The following is an 18,636-nucleotide window of genomic DNA, read 5'->3' on the forward strand; positions in this document are numbered from 1 at the left end:
GGGTATGCTCCGACTCTATTCGGCGGCGACGGCCGCAGCCGCCGCGCGTTCGTTGGCCATGTCCGTCAGCGCCCGGCGGTAGTCCTTGGGCATGACCTTCCAGAACCGGCCGAGGGCCGCATCCCAGTTGTCGAGGATCTCTCCGGCCCGGGCGCTGCCCGTGTAGAGGCGATGGCGTTCGATCAAGATGCGGAGCCGCTCGGCGTCGAACGCAAGCATGTCGCCCATGCCATTGTTCTCGACCGAGACCGCCCCCTGAAGAGGACGGCCGTCACGCGGCTCGTCGTCGTCGGCCGGCGCGATCGGGTCGATGTCGACCATCGCGGCGTTGCACAGCGACGGGAACCGGCCGTCGGCGTCGTAGACGTAGGCCACCCCGCCCGACATGCCGGCAGCGAAGTTGCGACCGGTGGCGCCCAGCACCACGACCACGCCGCCGGTCATGTACTCACAGCCGTGATCACCGGTGCCCTCGACCACTGTCACGGCGCCTGAATTGCGAACCGCGAAGCGCTCGCCTGCCACGCCCTGGAAGTAGGCCTCGCCGGCGATGGCGCCGTAGAGGACGGTATTGCCGACGATGATGTTCTCGACAGGATCCCGCGTGGATTCCTTCGGCTGCCGCACGACCACCCGGCCGCCGGACAAGCCCTTGCCGACATAGTCGTTGCCGTCGCCAATCAGCTCCAGCGTGACGCCCCGCGCCGCGAAGGCCCCGAAGCTCTGGCCCGCCGTGCCGTGGAAGGTCAGACTGATGGTGTTCTCGGGAAGGCCCGCATGGCCGTACCGTCGCGCCACCTCCGACGACAGCATGGTCCCGACGGTACGGTTGATGTTGCGGATCGTGTAGTCACCCCGCACCAGCGTCCCGTTGTCGAGCGCCGCCGCCGCGTCAGCGATCAGGGTGTTGTCGAGCGCCTTCTCCAGCTCGTGGTTCTGCCGGTCGGTGTTCGACAGGCTCGTCGCGAATTCGGGCGTCACCACGTGCAGGATCTTCGACAAGTCGACTCCGCCGGCCTTCCAGTGCTCGACGGCGTCCGTCATCTCCAGCCGGTCGACCTGACCGACCATCTCGGAGACGGTGCGGAAGCCCAGATCGGCCATGATCTCGCGCAGCTCTTCCGCGACGAAGAAGAAGTAGTTGATCACGTGCTCGGGCTGGCCGGTGAACCGCGCCCGCAACACCGGGTCCTGTGTCGCCACGCCCACAGGGCAGGTGTTGAGGTGGCACTTGCGCATCATGATGCAGCCCGACGCGATCAGCGGCGCCGTGGCGAAGCCGAACTCGTCGGCGCCCAGCAGGGCGGCGACCGCGACGTCCCGACCGGTGCGAAGACCGCCATCAGCCTGAACCGCGACGCGGCTGCGCAGGCCGTTGAGCAGCAGGGTCTGCTGCGTTTCGGCCAGCCCGATCTCCCAGGGCGAGCCGGCGTGGATCAGGGATGTCAGCGGCGATGCGCCGGTGCCGCCCTCGAAGCCGGAGATGGTGATGTGGTCCGCCCGCGCCTTGGCGACACCGGCCGCGACTGTGCCAACCCCGACCTCGGAGACCAGCTTTACCGAGATACGCGCCCTGGCGTTGGCGTTCTTCAGGTCGTGGATCAGCTGGGCCAGATCCTCGATCGAATAGATGTCGTGGTGCGGCGGCGGGCTGATCAGCCCCACGCCCGGCGTCGAATGACGGACGCGGGCGATATTCCGGTCGACCTTGTGACCAGGCAACTGACCGCCTTCGCCGGGCTTGGCGCCCTGGGCCATCTTGATCTGAATGTCGTCGGCGTTGACCAGGTACTCGGCGGTGACGCCGAAGCGACCCGAGGCGACCTGTTTGATGGCCGATCGCATCGAGTCGCCGTTTGGCAGCGGCCTGAACCGGTCGGCCTCCTCGCCGCCCTCCCCCGTGTTCGACTTGCCGCCGATACGGTTCATCGCCACGGCGAGGTTGGTGTGGGCTTCACGGCTGATGGAGCCGAAGCTCATCGCCCCGGTGGCGAAGCGTTTGACGATCTCGCTGGCCGGCTCGACATCATCGAGGTCTAGCGGCGTCTCGGCCGGCCGGAACCGCATCAGTCCCCGGATCGTCAGCAGGCGCTGGGACTGCTCGTTGATCCCGTCGGCGAAGGCCTTGTACTCGTCCGGCAGGTTGCCGCGTACGGCATGCTGCAGGCGGCTGACCGTCTCGGGCGTCCAGGCATGCTCCTCCCCGCGCAGACGGAAGGCGAACGTGCCGCCCACGTCGAGCATCGAGGCGTAGATCGGGTTGTCGCCGAACGCATCGCGGTGGCGGCGGACGGCTTCCTCGGCGATGCCGGAGAGACCGATGCCCTCGATCGTCGTGGCGGTGCCGGTGAAATACTGCGCGATCACGTCGGAGTTCAGGCCGATCGCGTCAAAGATCTGGGCGCCGCAGTAGGACTGGTAGGTTGAGATGCCCATCTTGGACATGACCTTCAGCAGACCCTTGCCGACGGCCTTGATGAAGTTCTTGCGCACCTCGTAGGCGGTCAGGGCGTAGTCGTTTCTGACCCGCAGATGCTCCAGCGTCTCGAACGCCAGATAGGGGTTCACCGCCTCCGCGCCATACCCGGCCAGAACACAGAAGTGATGCACCTCACGGGCTTCGCCGGTCTCGATGACCAGACCGGTCTGCATGCGCAGCCCCTGCCGGATCAGGTGATGGTGCACTGCTGCCGTGGCGAGGACGGCCGGGATGGCGATGCGGTCGGACGAGGTGGCGCGGTCCGACAGGATCAGGATGTTCATGTCGGCCAGGACATTGTCCGTGGCCTCGCGACACAGGCGATCAAGCGCCTTCTCGAGGCCCGCGCCGCCTTCCTCGGCCGGCCAGGTGGCGTCGAGTGTGGCGGTGCGGAAGGCGCCGTCCAGCAGTTCGCTGATCGCGCGGATCTTGGCCAGATCCTCGTTGGTCAGGATCGGCTGTGACACCTCCAGCCGCTTGTGCGTGCCCGCCTGGCGGCCGAGCAGGTTGGGCCGCGGGCCGATCATCGACACCAGGCTCATGACCAGTTCCTCACGGATCGGATCGATCGGCGGGTTGGTGACCTGGGCGAAGTTCTGTTTGAAGTACTCGTACAGCAACTTGGGCCGCTTCGAGAGCACCGCGATCGGCACATCGGCGCCCATCGAGCCGATCGGATCGTCGCCTGTCTGGGCCATCGGCTCGAGGAAGAACTGCAGGTCTTCCTGGGTGTAGCCGAAGGCCTGCTGGCGATCGAGCAGCTGCCGGGGATCGCCACCCTCCAGGGCGTCGGCGGGCGGCGCCTCGGGCAGATCTTCCAGCTTGAACTGGGTGCGGGCCAGCCATTCGGCGTAGGGCTCGGCGTCGGCGAGGGAGGCCTTGATCTCCTCGTCCTCGATGATCCGCCCCTGCTCCATGTCGATCAGCAGCATCTTGCCGGGCTGCAGGCGCCATTTGCGGACGACACGTTCCTCGGGAACCGTCAGCACGCCGACCTCGGACGCCATGATCACATGGTCCTGGTCGGTGATGACGAAGCGGGCCGGACGCAGGCCGTTGCGGTCCAGCGTGGCGCCGATCTGGCGACCATCGGTGAAGGCTACGGCGGCGGGGCCGTCCCACGGCTCCATCAGGGCGGCGTGGTACTCGTAGAAGGCCTTCCGCTTGGGATCCATCAACGGATTGCCGGCCCAGGCTTCGGGGATCAGCATCATCACCGCATGCGCCAGCGGATAGCCGCCGGCGACCAGCAGCTCGAGCGCATTATCGAGACAGGCGGTGTCCGACTGGCCGTGCGGAATCAGGGGCCACATCTTGTTGAGGTCGGGGCCCAGCAGGTCCGACTCCAGCGTGCGACGCCGGGCGTTCATCCAGTTGACGTTGCCCCGCACGGTGTTGATCTCGCCGTTGTGGGCGATGAACCGGTAGGGGTGGGCCAGCTTCCAGGACGGAAAGGTGTTGGTCGAGAACCGCTGGTGCACCAGGGCCAGCGCGGACTCGGTCAGCGGGTCCTTCAGGTCGCGGTAAAACGACCCAACCTGGCCGGCCAACAGCAGGCCCTTGTAGACCACGGTCCGGGTCGAGAACGACGGCAGGTAGAGCTGGACGAGCCCCGGCAGGTTCTTCTTCACCGCCAGCTCGGCCAGCGGGTTCTGCAGCTGCTTGCGGATGGTCAGCAGTTTGCGCTCGAAGGCGTCCTGGTCCTTGGTCCCCTCGCCTCGCCCGACGATGGCCTGGCGGATCACGGGCATCTCGGCCAGCACGGCCTCGCCAAGGCCGGTCGTGTCGATCGGCACGTCCCGCCAGGCGATGAAGGTCTGGCCCTCGACCTTCAGGAAATGCTCGAACTGGGCGACGGCGACATCGCGCGACTCCTGGTCGCGCGGCAGGAAGCACATGGCCACCGCATAGTCGCCCGGCGCCGGCAGGGTCACGCCCGCCTTGTCCGCCCAGTCGCGCAGCAGCGCATCGGGCATCTGGATCAGAATCCCGGCGCCATCCCCGACCAGCGGATCAGCGCCCACGGCGCCCCGGTGGTCGAGATTGATCAGGATCTCCAGACCACAGGCCACCACCTCATGGGACTTGCGCCCCTTGATGTTGGCCACAAAGCCGACGCCGCAGGCGTCATGCTCGTTGCGGGGGTCGTAGAGACCTTGAGAATCTGGAGCGCCCATCGGGGTTCCTCGGGAATTGGACACAGGCTTGCCGACCGACCGTCGCATGGACGGCCGAGGCAAATTCGAGGCGGCATTAGCGGCAAGGCGAACGATCGCGCAAAAGGTAATTTTCTTCCCATTTCGAAGCCCCGCGATACCCGGGTGGTAATTTTTTGCGCAATTGGCGAATTTGAAGGAATAGCCAAACGAAATATGCGGCGGGCCCGCATCACCAGGACCCGGCGATCGGACATTCGGGGCAGACGCCAGGAAAGCCCGCGGGATCAACTCATGCTGAAGGCTTGCCCGGCTGGCCGGGCTCGTGGAAGAACCGTCGTCATTGCAAGGGACAAGCGCACGGGCCGGATTCGGGCTGAACGTCGCTCGGGGAGAGGAAAATCACATGTTCTCGCACATCATGATCGGCACAAACGATCTCGACCGCGCCAAGAGCTTCTACGACGCTCTGCTCGGCACGCTGGGCGTTCCGCCGGCGCGCGTTGACGGCCACCGCATCTTCTACATGACGCCGACCGGCATCTTCTCGGTGTCGAAGCCGATCAACGGCGAGCCCGCCACCGCGCCGAACGGCGGCACCATCGGCTTCGCCTGCGCCTCGCCCGAACAGGCTGACGCCTGGCACGCGGCCGGCGTCGCGGCCGGCGGCACGACCTGCGAGGATCCGCCCGGCGTACGCGCGGGCGCGACCGGAAAGATGTACCTCGCCTATCTGCGCGACCCGGATGGCAACAAGCTCTGCGGCCTGCACCGCATGTAAAGAACGGACTGCGCTGGCAGCCCGCTAGTCGCCTCGCGCGGTCAGCGGGCTGTCACGAAACCGCTCGCGCGCGACCTTTACGAAAGCGGCGACGTTCGGTGACGCCGCGCGCCGCGCCGGATAGAGCGCCTGGACGGGCAACCTGGCGGCGCTGAACGATTCGATCACCGGGACAAGACGGCCGACCGCGATCGCCTCCTGCACCTGATACGACAAGGCCCGCGTGACGCCGGCGCCCTGCTCGGCAGCGGCGATGGCGGCGTCCGCGCTGTTTACGACCAGCCGGGGCGACAGCCGGACAGCCTCGTCGCCAAAGCGCCAGTCATTGGTCGCGTCGATGGCCTCGAACGCGACGATGTCGTGCGACGCCAGGTCTGACGGCATGGCCGGGCTCCCCCGGCGGGCGAGATACCCGGGGCTGGCGACCAGCACCCGGCTCACCGCGCCCAGCCGCGCGGCGACCATCCCGCTGTCGGCCAGAACACCGATCCGCACCGCGACATCCACGCCCTCGTCCACGAAATGAGCATTGCGGTCCGACAAGGCGAGCCTGACGTCCAACTCGGGGAAGGTCGCAAGCAGGCCCGTCACCAGCGGCAGCACGTGAAGCCGACCAAACATGACCGGCGCCGAGATGGTCAGCAGGCCTCGCGGCGCGGCGTCCTCGCCGCGGACCTGTCGTTCGGCGACATCCAGATCGTCCAGAATGCGCCGGCAGCTCTCGAGATAAATCCGCCCGCGATCGGTCAGCTTCACCGATCGCGTCGTCCGGTTCAGCAGCGTCAGGCCAAGGCGATCCTCAAGGTCCGCGACCGAGCGCGTCACCGCCGAGGGCGATAGCCGCAGTCGCCGGGCCGCCTCGGCGAAGCTGCCAAAGGTCGCGACGGCGACATAGGTCCGCATGGCCTGAAGGTGATCCATGTATTATTTCAACATAAGCAATAATGATTTGTCAAATGGACCTATTATCGCGCGAAGGTGGCGCTCGTATGTCTTCGGAACCGCCGGCCGAGCCGGCCCATAACTCCGGAGTTTCCCATGTCCCGTATCGCCATCCCCGCCCGTGAAGCCGCCCACGACGCAACCCGCCCCCTGCTCGACGCCGTCGAGAAGCAACTGGGCGTCGTGCCCAACCTGTTCCGCCTCGTCGGCCTCAGCCCCGCCGCCCTTCAGGGCATGCTCGGCCTGAGCGGCGCCTTGTCGAAGGCGCTCGACGTCAAGACCCGCGAGCGGATCGCGCTCGCCGTCGCCCAGGTCAACGGCTGCGACTACTGCCTGTCGGCCCACACCTACCTGGGCCTGAACCTGGCGAAGATCGACGGCGCGGAGATTGCCCTGAACCGTCGCGGCGCCTCGTCCGATCCGAAGGCCCACGCCGCGGTGCGCTTCGCCGCCACCATCGCGGAAACCCGCGGCAAGGTCAGCGATGTCGACCTCCAGGCCGTGCGGATGGCCGGCTTCAGCGACGCCCAGATCATCGAGATCGTCGCGCTCGTCGCCGAAAACGTTCTGACCAACTTCGTCAACAACGTCGCCCGGACAGACATCGACTTCCCGGTCGTCCTGTCCTCCGAAGCCGCCTGATCACACTGGCGCCGGCGGCCAAGTTCGCCGGCGCCGGTCCCCGGGGGAAGACGCCATGACCCGTCGATTTCTCGACATCACCTCTACGCCGGCCGTGCTCGATGCCCGAAAGGCGCTGGGCAGCTTCGCGGCCTACGATGGCCCTTCGGCGGGGCCCACCGCAGACCTCTTGTCGGACGAAGAAGCGGACTTCATCGCGGCGCGGGACAGCTTCTACATGGCGTCCTGCTCGGAAACCGGCTGGCCCTACGTCCAGCATCGCGGCGGGCCGCCCGGATTTCTGAAAGTGATCGACGCCACGACGCTGGCCTTCGCCGACTTCCGGGGAAACCGCCAGTACCTGAGCCTCGGAAACGTCACCGCCGACAACCGTGTCGCGCTGATCCTGATGGACTACCCCAATCGCCGCCGGCTCAAGCTGCTTGGCCGCATGACCGCCCGGGATCTGTCGGAAGACGCCGGTCTCGCGGCGCGGCTGGCCCTGCCGGACTACCGCGCGAGGGCTGAACGGGCCTTCGTGATCGAGGTCGAGGCCTTTGACTGGAACTGCCCGCAACACATCACGCCGCAGTTCACGGTCGCCGAAATCGAGGCAGCGACAACGCCGCTGCGTCAGCGCCTCGCGGCCCTGGAGGCCGAAAACCAGAACCTGCGCGACCGGCTCGCCGGCGCCGCCCCGGAGTCCCGACCATGACCGACACGACCAGCCGCCCGCCCCTGCCGCCCTTCACCCGCGAGGCGGCGATCGAAAAGATCCGCAAAGCCGAGGACGCGTGGAATTCACGCGACCCGGAGCGTATCGCCCTCGCCTATTCGGCCGACAGCCGCTGGCGCAATCGAAGCACCTTTCTGGAAGGCCGGGCGGCGATCATCGCCTTCCTCGCCGACAAATGGTCCCGGGAGGACGACTACCGCCTGATCAAGGAGCTCTGGGCCTTCACCGACAACCGCATCGCCGTGCGGTTCGCCTACGAGTGGCGCGATGCCGACGGTCAGTGGTTTCGGGCCCACGGAAACGAGAACTGGCTGTTTGATGCCCACGGGCTGATGCTTGAACGCCACGCCAGCATCAATGACGTGCCGATCACCGAAGCCGATCGGCGATTCCACTGGGACCGCTCTGGTACGCGACCTGAGGAGCATCCGGGCCTGAGCGACCTGGGTCTCTAGACGCGCTCTGGAGGGAACTTCGGAAATAATAATCCGGTTGGCATGGAACCATTCCCGCCCGACAGGGTTATGTCCCCCAAGACCGGACTGCGGTGACGCCCGCGTGAGACCCGCGAACCGGCCTTTCGGCCGGCAATCGCCACAGAAAGTGTCGCCATCGCCACGATCCTGATCCTCGAAGACGACTCCTTCATCCTCCAGTTGGCGGAGATCCTGCTGGCTGATCAGGGACATGACACGCTCTCCGCGGGCGACGTGGGCGAGGCGCTGACGCATCTTCAGGCCGCCGGCCATATCGACATGCTGTTCACCGATATCCGTCTCGGTTCAGTCCTGCTGGCCGGTTTCGACGTGGCGAGGCAGGGCGTGGCGCTGAGGCCGGCCATGCGCGTTCTCTATGTCAGCGGCTCGGAGATGACCCACGAGACCAACGCGCTGTTCGTCGATGGCGGAACGTTCCTGCGCAAACCCTACGGCGAGGCGGAACTCAGACACTCCGTAAGCGCGGCGCTGCACTAGCCAGGCCCTCGCGGGCGATCTGGCGGATGGAAAAGCGCTCCGGACACGGGGCCGGGGGGACAACGTGAAAACCGTAGGCCGTGACGGCGCCGGGGCGAAAGATCGTCCGGGGCTCCCTGACAGCGCTTCGCGTCAGCTTGCCGAGGAATCCCTGCTCAAGGCCGGCGCGCTGCAAAGCGCCATCTTCAACAGCGCCAACTTTTCAAGCATCGCCACAGACGCCCGCGGCGTCATCCAGATCTTCAACGTCGGCGCCGAGCGGATGCTCGGCTATGCCGCCGCCGACGTCGTCAACAAGATCACCCCCGCCGACATCTCGGACCCGTCCGAACTGATCTCCCGCGCCAAGGCGCTCAGCGTCGAGCTCGCCACGGCCATTACGCCGGGCTTCGAAGCCCTCGTTTTCAAGGCGTCACGCGGGATCGAGGACATCTACGAGCTGACCTATATCCGCCAGGACGGGACACGGTTCCCGGCCGTGGTCTCGGTCACAGCCTTGCGCGACGCGCAGGAGGCGATCATCGGCTACCTGTTGATCGGAACGGACAACACGGCCCGCAAGCTGGTCGAGGAAGAGCAGAAGAAGTCCGACCAGCGTTTGCGCGACCAGCAGTTCTACACGCGCTCGCTGATCGAATCGAACATCGACGCTCTGATGACCACCGACCCGCACGGCATCATCACTGACGTGAACAAGCAGATGGAGGCGTTGACCGGCTGCACCCGCGACGAGCTGATCGGCGCGCCGTTCAAGGACTATTTCACCGATCCGGAACGCGCCGAAGCCGGCATCAGGCGGGTCCTGAGCGAGAAGAAGGTCACGGACTACGAGCTGACAGCCCGTGCCCGCGACGGCCAGCAAACCGTTGTCTCCTATAACGCCACGACCTTCTACGACCGGGGCCGCACCTTGCAGGGCGTGTTCGCCGCCGCGCGGGACATCACCGAGCGCAAGCAGGTCGAGGCCGAGCTGAAGCAGGCCAGGGCCGTCGCCGAAAGCGCCAGCCGCTCGAAGTCGGACTTCCTGGCCAGCATGAGCCACGAAATCCGCACGCCGATGAACGCGATCATGGGCATCGCCGACCTGCTGGCCCAGACCGAGCTGACCGACGAGCAGGACAAGTACGTTCAGATCTTCCGCCGTGCAGGCGACAATCTTCTGAACCTGATCAATGACATCCTGGACCTTTCCAAGGTCGAAGCCTCACAGCTGGAGCTGGAACAGACCGGCTTTCTGCTCGGCGACCTGGTCGAAAAGGTCGTCGAGATGGTCGCCCCGAGGGCCCATGAGAAGGGCCTGAGCCTGACGTTCGAGATCGCGCCGGGAACGCCCACGGACCTGCTCGGCGATCCGACACGTCTGCGCCAGGTCCTGCTCAATCTGCTGGGCAATGCCATAAAGTTCACAGAGGTCGGCCAGGTCACACTCCGCGTTCAGCCCGACGGAAACCCGGCGACGCCGGCGGCTCTGCGGTTCACTGTCGCCGATACGGGCATCGGCATCCCGCACGAGAAACTGGCGCGCATCTTCGAGCGATTCACCCAGGCCGATTCCTCGACCACCCGCCGGTTCGGCGGTTCGGGCCTTGGTCTGACCATTTCGCGCCGTCTCGTCGAGCTGATGGGCGGGCGCATCTGGGTTGAAAGCGAACTGGGCGAAGGCAGCGTGTTCGCCTTCGCCGCGCCCTTCGAAATCTGGGCGCCCCAGAACCGTCCCGAAATCCTCCCGGTGGGCGCTGACGCGCGGACTCCCCTGCCCGCCCTGAATATCCTGCTGGTCGAGGACTCCCCCGACAACTGCACGATCATCATGGCCTACCTGGCGGACACCCCCTACCGGATCTCGATCGCCCCGACCGGAGCGATCGCCTGCGATATGTTCTTCACCGGTGACTACGATCTGGTCCTGATGGACCGCCAGATGCCGGTCATGGACGGCCTGACGGCGACCCGGGCCATCCGCACCTGGGAAAAGGACAATGGCCGCGCCCCGGCGCCGATCATCGCCCTGACGGCGTCGGCCCTGAAGGGAGACCGGGAAACCTGTCTGGCGGCCGGTTGCACGGCCTTTCTGACCAAGCCGATCAAGCAGGATGTTCTGTTGCGAGCGATCCGCGACGTGTTTGCCCTGTCGCGCCGAACCGCCGGTCTCGCTCAGGGCCAGCCGGGCGCGCCCCCGCGCCTCAACGCCCGCATCGCCGAGCGCGTGCCGGCCTATCTGGAGAACTGCCGGGAAAACGCGCTGGCGATCCACGTCGCGCTGGCGGAGCACGACCTCGACCGGGTCGTCTACCTCGCGCACAACATGCGCGGATCTGGCGGCGCCTTCGGCTTCCCGACCATCACCGACATGTCCGCCACGCTTGAGGCGGCCGCCAGCAGGGCAGACGGCGGCGCTGCCGGGATGTCAGCCGCGGCGCTGTCCGCCTATCTCGAGGAAATCCGGGGAGACCAAACCCTGCCCTCGCCCGCTCTGGCCTGAGCGGGCGAGAGGGCGGCCACCCTATTTGTAGACGAAGGCCGCGTCGTCGAGATCGATCTTCGGCAGCTCGTCCTTCTCGGCCCAGTAGTCCTGGGTGTGCTGCCACTCCGGCTTGTCGCCCTTCTTGGGCAGCAGATGCATGCCGCGCATCAGGTAGCCGGGGTTGAAGTTCTCCGGGTCCATCCAGTCGGTCAGCGGCATGTCCTTGTCTTCCGGACGCAGCTTCACCTCGACGACCGAGGCGCCCTTCTTCTTCATCTGGTTCAGCAGGCGGCAGACGAAGTCGCCGATCAGGTCGGCGCGCAGGGTCCAGCTGGCGCGGAAGTAGCCGAACACCCAGACCATGTTGGGCACGCCGGTGAACATCATCCCGCGGTAGGTGACCGTGTCGGCGAAATTCAGCGGCTTGCCGTCGATGACGAACTTGATGTCGCCCAGGACGCTCAGGTTGAAGCCGGTGGCGGTGACGATGATGTCGGCTTCCAGCTCCTCGCCCGACTTCAGCAGGATGCCCTTTTCGGTGAAGCGCTCGATCTCGTCGGTGACCACCGAGGCCTTGCCGGCGACCACGCCCTGGAACAGGTCGCCATCCGGCACGAAGGCGATGCGCTGACGCCAGGGGCGGTACTTCGGCGTGAAGTGCTTGGCGATGTCGAAGTCGGGGCCGACGAAGGCGCGCACGCCTTCCAGCAGCTCGTTCTTGACCGCTTCGGATTCCTCGACGGCGCGCTTGGTGAAGGCGGCCTGGTCGAACAGCACCTTGCGGCGGACGATCTCGTGGATCCAGGTCTCGTCGATTTCCAGTTCGCGCAGGATGTTGGCCAGCTCGTTCTCGTTGCGGCCGGGGATGAAATAGGTCGGCGAGCGTTGCAGCAGCGTCGTGTGGGCCGTGTCGCCGGCGATGGCCGGCACCAGGGTCGCGGCGGTCGCGCCCGAGCCGATGACGATGACCTTCTTGCCCTTGTACTCAAGGTCCTCGGGCCAGGTCTGCGGATGGACGATCTTGCCCTTGAACGTCGACATGCCTTCCCACTCGGGCGTGTAACCTTCGGAGTGGCGGTAGTAGCCCTGACACATCCAGAGGAAGTTGCAGGTGAAGCGGACGGCCGCGCCGGTGTCCTTGCGAACGCCCTCGATGGTCCACGTCTTGTCCGCCGTCGACCAGGTCGCCGAGGTGATCTGGTGGCCGTACCGGATGTGCTGATCGATCCCGTTCTCGTCGATCACCTCGCCCATGTATTTGAGGATTTCCTCGGCGCTGGCGATCGGCGCGCCGACCCAGGGCTTGAAGCGATAGCCGAAGGTGTAGAGGTCGCTGTCTGACCGGATGCCGGGGTAGCGGTGCATCCACCAGGTGCCGCCGAAGTTCTCCAGTCCCTCGAGCACGACGAAGCTCTTGTCGGGACACTGGGTCTTCAGGTGATAGGCGCCGCCGACGCCGGAGATGCCGGCCCCGACGATCAGCACGTCGAAATGTTCGGTGGTCGTTGCGGCGGGCCGCGCCAGGGTGGCGGTGTCGGTCATGAGCGGTTTCCTCTGCCGGCTTGAGCCGGACGATCTGTTCAGCGCCAGAGTTTCGGTGCCGCTGATAGGTTATCGTTGATCAGGATCAAACAGGACGCAATCGCGGACCGCCAATTTTCCCATCGCTTGCCGTCAGACCGGCTCGTCGTTGAACCGGATGTTGCCGCGCTCGAGACCTTTGAGCACCACGTCAATGCCGCCCGACCGGATCATCCATTCCAGGCGATGGTCGCGGTACTGGCGTTTGAACAGGCCGGCATCGACGATCCCGGCGACGGCCGTCATCGCCTTGACCGCGTCACGGGCGGCCTCGAAGGCGGCGGCGACCGATGGCCGGGCGCGGGATCGCTGCAGCCAGGCGTCAAGGCGGGTCCCCGCGGCGGGCGCGAAGCCGAACCCGGCCGCGCCCTGGACATAGGGAACCGCGCTGAGGTCCGCCCAGCCGAACGTCTCGCCGCCGAACCAGTCCGCATCGCCGAGCTGCTTTTCGAGCCAGGCGTTCAGGCGGCCGATCTGGTCACCGGCCGTCGCGAGCATCTGCCCGGCGAGCGCCCCTTCGGCGCGACGGAAATAGGTGATCTCCGAGAGACCCCAGTTGATGGCCTCGTAGTGGGTGTCGCAGACCTCCTCGAGCATCCGCGCCCTCGCCCGGGCCAACGGATCAGCGGGCAGCAGCGGCGGGGTTGGAAACCGGTCCTCGATGAATTCCAGAATGACGGTGGAGTCGAAGATGGCCCCGCCGTCAGCGAACAGTACCGGCACCTCGCCACGCGGACTGGCGGCGCGGAAGTCGCCCGGCGTCGCCCCGGACCCGATCGCATCGGGCGTGCGCACCGTGAAGGCGACGCCCTTTTCGGCCAGGGCGATCTTGACCTTCTGGGCGTAGGGCGAAAGCGGATGTTCCAGGAGCTCGATCATGCCGCCAGTGGGCGGGATCGCGCGCGGTCCGTCAACGGGGACGCTGGGTAAGCCGAAGAAGATAGCCCCGGCTCAACGCACCTGAACCGGGGCCTCTCACAGCGGGCGGCCAGGACAGACCAGCCCGCAGGGACCCGGACCCCCTCCGACAGGAAACCAGGCAAGGTCACTGAAGACCGGGAATCAGCGCCCGTCAGCCGCCTTGGACCGGATCGCGACCTTCCCGGGCCAATCCGGGCCTGCCTGCACAAATTCGGTGCGCCCAAACCCCCTCCTGCGCAGGGGATGGTCAGGAATCGGACCGTATCGCGCCGGGACGCCGTGGTTGCGTCGTTCCGCCGTTTTTGCGATGCAGCCTCGGCTCATGACCCAGCCCGCCCCCTCACAGCGACGCGCTGACCTCGACTGGATCCGCGTCGCGGCGTTCGGGCTGCTGATCCTGTTCCACGTCAGCCTGGTCTACGCGCCGTGGGACTGGCACGTGCACAGCCAGCACACGTTCGGCTGGCTGGAGGAGGCCACGGCCGCCACCGGCCCCTGGCGACTGTCGCTGCTGTTCCTGGTCTCCGGCGCGGCCCTTCGCTTCATGAGCCGCCGCTATTCGCCCGGTGAGGTCCTGCGCGCGCGTATGGCGCGGCTGGTCCCGCCCCTGCTGTTCGGAGTCCTGATCCTGGTGCCGCCGCAGTCGTGGCTCGAGGCTGTCGACAAGGGCAGCTGGACGGCAGGCCTGATCCCCTGGTGGCTGAGCGAGTTCAGCCCGCGCGGGCTGGCCGACGGAGTTCCGCTGAACCACCTCTGGTTTGTCGAGTACATCGCCGTCTACAGCCTCGCGGCCGTGGCGCTGATGACCCGGCCGAGTTGGCTTGCCCGGCTGGAGAAGGCCGTCGAATGGCTGTTCGGCGGCTGGCGCCTGCTGGTGCTGCCCCTGGTGTTCTTCGCTCTGGCCCGACAGTTGGCCTATCCACATTTCGGCCAGACCAATCAGCTGCTGAACGACTGGTACAATCACCTGACCTCCCTGAGCGTGTTCCTGTTCGGGTTCGCCATCGCCGGTCGCGAGTCCGTCTGGAAGACCTTCGAGGCCAATCGCCGGGCCGCGCTGGTCACCTTCCTGGTGTCCACGCCGCTGCTGATGGCGTTCACGGCCCACCCTGGCGGCATGGCCTTCAACGGCCTGATCAAACATGCGCTCTACGGGATCGAACAATGGTCGGCGATCGCCGCCGTGCTTGGCTTCGGCATTCGCTACCTGCGCAATTCGGACGGCCCGGCGCTTCGTTATCTGACCGACGCCGTGTTCCCTTGCTACCTCGCGCACCAGACGTTGCTGGTCGTCGCCGTCTACCTGGTTAAGCCGTTGAACCTGCCCGCTTTCGTGGAAGCCATGGTGCTCCTCACCGCGACCCTGGGCGGCAGCCTGCTGGTCTACGAGCTGGCGCGGCGCAGCGGTCCGTTGCGGCCCCTGTGGGGGCTGAAGCGGCACCCGGCCGTCCGGCTCGCCGCCCCGCCACGGGCGGATGGAACCACGGTCTCAAAGGCGGCGGACCCGCCCGTGGAGGCGGCGTGACACCCTTCCGGCGGCGACGGATCCTGCTCCGCGTCGGCATGGCCGCACCGGTGCTGGCGCTCGTCACGACCCTGATCGCTGTGGCCCTGTTCCCAGGTTTCAACCACGCCACCCAGTTCCTGAGCGAGCTCGGGGCTGGCGGGGCGAGGCACCCCCAGGTGTTCAACGCCGGCGTGGCCTTCTCGGGCATCGGCGCGGGTATCGCGGGGATCGGCTTCGCCCTTGCCATCCTTGCCTTGGGCGGCCCGCGCGTCCCGGCGGGGATGACCGCGCTCGCTTTCGTCCTCGCGGCGATCGGTCTGGTCGTTTCGAGCATCTACCACTGGCCCGACCCCCGCCATCTGGCGATCAACCTCGGTCTCGGAATCCAGCTCGCGCCGCTGTTCCTGCTGTGGGGACTGGCGCGGGCAAGCGGCGTCGATCGCCTGCGCTGGTTCCTGGCCGCTGTTTTCGTCCTGATGGCCGTCCTGACGGTAATCACCAAGCACCTGGTGTTCCCCGGTACGGTCAATCCGGAGAATGTCGGCTGGTGGGAGCGCGCCTTCGCGATCGTCCTGGTCGGATGGGTCGGTGTCGCGGCTTTCCTGCTGGAACGGCGACTCATCCTGCTGGCGAGAGAGAGCCCGGAGGCTGACGCTCAACAGGCGAATCGTCCAGCGACCGAGGCCTCCGTCATCACGGCGACCTCTCAATTGCGTGACTGACGTTCGATCACGAACTGATCACGACCGAAATTGCAGCATCGCAGCAAAAAAGCGCTCGTTTTGCACAGGTTCTGGACAAAACCGCTTGCGTCACCGCACCGCAACATAACATAAGCGTGATCACATTTCGGGGCAGTTCCAGCACCCGAATTCCCTCTTCGATCACGGCGGTCTTCATGGACGGCACGAGCAACCTGGCGATCCAGTACGACGTTCCGGCCTATGCGCCGTCGTACGCGTCCGCGCCCGAACGCGAGCACCTGCCGGCGGCGGCCCCGCTGTCGATGCCGCGCCAGCCGCTGATCGCCGGTGGCGTGATGTCCGACCGCACGCCGGGCACCTCGCCCGCTGACATCAAGCGTCGTCGCACGATCCTGTTCACCGCTACCCTGCTGCTGACCTGTGTCGCCGCGTGGGAGCCGGTTCGCCTCTACGCCAAGGACGGCTTCATGCCGTTCGAAGTGCTGGGCCTGTCGCTGTTCCTGGTCCTGATCACGGCCATCTCCTGCTGGTTCTGCAGCGCCGTCATCGGCATGACCCTGCTGCTGACCCGCGGCGACAGGGACGAGCTCGGCTTCGGCGATGTCGCACCGCGCCCCTCGGTCCGCACCGCTCTGCTGATGCCGCTGTACAACGAGGACGCCAAGGCCTCGTTCGGCCGGCTGGCGCAGATCGAGCGGTCGCTGGCCCAGCTGAACGTCACCCAGGCGTTCGACATCTTCGTGCTCAGCGACAGCACCGACGACCGCGTCGCCGCCAGCGAGTGGGCCTGTTTCCAGACCTTCCGCCTGCAGTCCAACTGCCGCGTCTACTACCGCCGCCGCCGCGAAAATACCGAGCGCAAGGTCGGCAACCTGTCGGAATGGGTCCGTCGCTTCGGCGGCGCCTACAGCCACATGATCGTGCTCGACGCCGACAGCACCATGACCGGCGAGACCATCCTGCACCTGGTTGACGGCATGGAGCGCCATCCGGGCATCGGCCTGATCCAGACCACCCCGGCGATCGTCGAGGGCAAGACGCTGTTCGCCCGCGCCTCGCAGTTCGGCGTGCGCCTGTATGGCCGTGTCGCCTCGGCGGGTCTCGCCTGGTGGTCGGGCTCGGAAGCCAGCTACTGGGGCCACAACGCCATCGTCCGCGTCCGCGCGTTCGCGGATTGCTGCGGCCTGCCCAGCCTGCCGGGCCGCAAGCCGTTCGGTGGCCACATCATGAGCCACGACGTGGTCGAGGCCGGCCTGCTCCGCCGCGGTGGCTGGGGCGTGCATGTCACCCCGACGCTGACGGGCAGCTACGAAGAGACGCCGCCCAGCATTCTCGAGTTCATGAAGCGCGAGCGCCGCTGGTGCCAGGGCAACCTGCAGCACATCGCCCTGCTCCGCGCGCCGGGCCTGCACTGGATGAGCCGCTTCCAGCTGGTTGTTGGCCTGCTGGCCTATCTGGCCTCGCCGATCTGGCTGCTGTCGCTGGTCGCCGGCCTGTACATCCAGATCCACAACAAGCCCGACTGGGGCTCGTGGTGGTACTTCCTGCACCCGCAGCTGAACCCGATGCTGTGGGCTTCGCTGATCACCACCGTCATGCTGCTTGGCCCCAAGCTGATGGGCGTCGCCCTGGTACTGAGCCGCCCGCACGAGCGCCGCGCCTATGGCGGAACCAAGGTGCTGCTCAAGAGCGTTGCCGCCGAGATGATCCTCTCCGCCCTGACCGCCCCGATCTACATGATCGGCAACACTCGCGCGGTGTTCGAGATTCTCATGGGCAAGGACGCCGGCTGGGTCAGCCAGAACCGCGACGCCGACGGCCTCGACATCGCCGACGCCAAGGTCGCCTTCCGCAACGAGTTTTTCGCCGGGATGTTCTTCCTGGTGCCGCTGGCCATGCGCCCGGACCTGCTGATGTGGATCTGGCCGATCTTCGTGCCGATGCTCTTCGCTCCGAAGATCGCCGCCTGGACCTCCAGCCGCGCCGCCGGGATGAAGGCGTTCAATGCCGGCCTGCTGATAACGCCGGAAGAGCGCGCTGCGATGGCGGCTGAAGCCGCCGAGGCGCATCACACCGGCGAAGTCGTCCCGATGCCCGTCCGCAGCGTCAACCCGGCTCTGATGGCGGCGGAGTAGGCATTTCCGCAAGGCGTTGAAAGGCGGACGGCGCTGAACCGTCATTGAGACGCCGCCGGATCGCCTCGACGCAATCCTTCGGGCTGAGCTTCGACGTATCGACCTCCAGGTCGTAGAGGCCGGGCCGGTGAACTTCGTCCTGCCACCGCATTACCGGCGACCGCATCGCGCCATCGCCGGCCAGCGCGTCGCCCCAGGTCGCCCGCCGCCGATTGACGATCTCTTCGATCGGACAGCGGACACCGACAAACAGCACCGGCAGGCCGGTCAGTCGACGGGCGCACGCCGGGAGAATGCCCCGCGGGACGCTGTAAGCGTCATGGTGTCCGACATCGACCACGACGTTGAAGCCTAGCCGGGCATGGGCGGCGATCGCGTCGTACAGGGCGAAGTAGAGCGCCTCCACCACCGGCTCCAGGTCGGGACGTTCACCTCCCGGACGGAGGCCGATGCCGGGCTGAAAGCGCTCGGGCGTCGTCCGCATGGTCTGGTCGACGCCGAGGTTTATCCACACGCCATCAAAGTCGAGCTGGATGGCCGCTGCGATGCTGGACTTCCCCGACCGCGGGGCGCCATTCAGGATCACGATCTGGCCTGGTGCGAGTGCTGGCGACATCTGGTCTCAACGGACGGAC

The 18,636-nt window shown here is 66.6% G+C and carries 14 protein-coding genes; 9 read left to right on the forward strand and 5 right to left on the reverse strand.

Features of this window, described 5'->3' with window-relative positions; all coding sequences use genetic code 11:
* Positions 1-15: 15 nt before the first annotated feature.
* A complete protein-coding gene (gltB, locus tag ACODSL_RS00715) occupies positions 16-4,656 on the reverse strand; it encodes a glutamate synthase large subunit (RefSeq protein ID WP_488898704.1) in 4,641 nt (1,546 codons plus the stop codon).
* 385 nt (positions 4,657-5,041) lie between these two features.
* Here gltB and ACODSL_RS00720 point away from each other — a divergent pair, with 385 nt between their 5' ends.
* Complete coding sequence (locus tag ACODSL_RS00720) at positions 5,042-5,416, forward strand: VOC family protein (RefSeq protein WP_488898705.1); 375 nt, start codon at positions 5,042-5,044, stop codon at positions 5,414-5,416.
* A gap of 24 nt (positions 5,417-5,440) precedes the next feature.
* Here the strand turns inward: ACODSL_RS00720 and ACODSL_RS00725 are convergent, their stop codons facing one another.
* A complete protein-coding gene (locus tag ACODSL_RS00725; RefSeq protein WP_488898706.1) occupies positions 5,441-6,337 on the reverse strand; it encodes a LysR family transcriptional regulator in 897 nt (298 codons plus the stop codon).
* Positions 6,338-6,454: 117 nt separating this feature from the next.
* On the opposite strand from ACODSL_RS00725, the gene ACODSL_RS00730 reads away from it, so the two are divergent.
* From ACODSL_RS00730 to ACODSL_RS00750, 5 genes are all read left to right on the forward strand, one after another.
* Complete coding sequence (locus tag ACODSL_RS00730; RefSeq protein ID WP_488898707.1) at positions 6,455-7,000, forward strand: carboxymuconolactone decarboxylase family protein; 546 nt, start codon at positions 6,455-6,457, stop codon at positions 6,998-7,000.
* Positions 7,001-7,055: 55 nt separating this feature from the next.
* Positions 7,056-7,694, forward strand: coding sequence for a pyridoxamine 5'-phosphate oxidase family protein (locus ACODSL_RS00735; protein ID WP_488898708.1), 639 nt, complete (start codon positions 7,056-7,058; stop codon positions 7,692-7,694).
* Entirely contained in the window at positions 7,691-8,170 is a 480-nt protein-coding gene (locus ACODSL_RS00740) for a nuclear transport factor 2 family protein (RefSeq protein ID WP_488898709.1), read from the forward strand. The genes ACODSL_RS00735 and ACODSL_RS00740 overlap by 4 nt, the downstream gene beginning before the upstream one ends.
* Before the next feature lie 171 nt (positions 8,171-8,341).
* A complete protein-coding gene (locus ACODSL_RS00745) occupies positions 8,342-8,689 on the forward strand; it encodes a response regulator (RefSeq protein WP_488899715.1) in 348 nt (115 codons plus the stop codon).
* A 64-nt stretch (positions 8,690-8,753) separates the two neighbouring features.
* On the forward strand, positions 8,754-11,171 hold the full coding sequence (locus tag ACODSL_RS00750) for a PAS domain S-box protein (RefSeq protein WP_488898710.1): 2,418 nt from the start codon (positions 8,754-8,756) through the stop codon (positions 11,169-11,171).
* 21 nt (positions 11,172-11,192) lie between these two features.
* Here ACODSL_RS00750 and ACODSL_RS00755 read toward each other — a convergent pair whose 3' ends face one another.
* Complete coding sequence (locus tag ACODSL_RS00755; protein WP_488898711.1) at positions 11,193-12,695, reverse strand: flavin-containing monooxygenase; 1,503 nt, start codon at positions 12,693-12,695, stop codon at positions 11,193-11,195.
* A 132-nt stretch (positions 12,696-12,827) separates the two neighbouring features.
* Complete coding sequence (locus ACODSL_RS00760) at positions 12,828-13,613, reverse strand: glutathione S-transferase family protein (protein WP_488898712.1); 786 nt, start codon at positions 13,611-13,613, stop codon at positions 12,828-12,830.
* 364 nt (positions 13,614-13,977) lie between these two features.
* Here ACODSL_RS00760 and ACODSL_RS00765 point away from each other — a divergent pair, with 364 nt between their 5' ends.
* The 3 genes from ACODSL_RS00765 to mdoH all read left to right on the forward strand — a co-directional run bounded on the left by ACODSL_RS00765 (position 13,978) and on the right by mdoH (position 18,001).
* Positions 13,978-15,180: an acyltransferase family protein gene (locus tag ACODSL_RS00765; RefSeq protein ID WP_488898713.1), complete on the forward strand. Its 1,203-nt coding sequence runs from the start codon at positions 13,978-13,980 to the stop codon at positions 15,178-15,180.
* Entirely contained in the window at positions 15,177-15,884 is a 708-nt protein-coding gene (locus tag ACODSL_RS00770; protein WP_488898714.1) for a DUF998 domain-containing protein, read from the forward strand. The genes ACODSL_RS00765 and ACODSL_RS00770 overlap by 4 nt, the downstream gene beginning before the upstream one ends.
* Positions 15,885-16,060: 176 nt before the next feature.
* On the forward strand, positions 16,061-18,001 hold the full coding sequence (gene mdoH / locus ACODSL_RS00775) for a glucans biosynthesis glucosyltransferase MdoH (protein ID WP_488898715.1): 1,941 nt from the start codon (positions 16,061-16,063) through the stop codon (positions 17,999-18,001).
* Here the strand turns inward: mdoH and ACODSL_RS00780 are convergent.
* The gene (locus ACODSL_RS00780) at positions 17,973-18,617 is read right to left on the reverse strand and encodes a chloramphenicol phosphotransferase CPT family protein (RefSeq protein WP_488898716.1); all 645 of its coding nucleotides are present in this window, start codon (positions 18,615-18,617) and stop codon (positions 17,973-17,975) included. The genes mdoH and ACODSL_RS00780 overlap by 29 nt on opposite strands.
* Between the last annotated feature and the right edge of the window lie 19 nt (positions 18,618-18,636).

The organism is Caulobacter sp. FG121, from assembly GCF_057809815.1.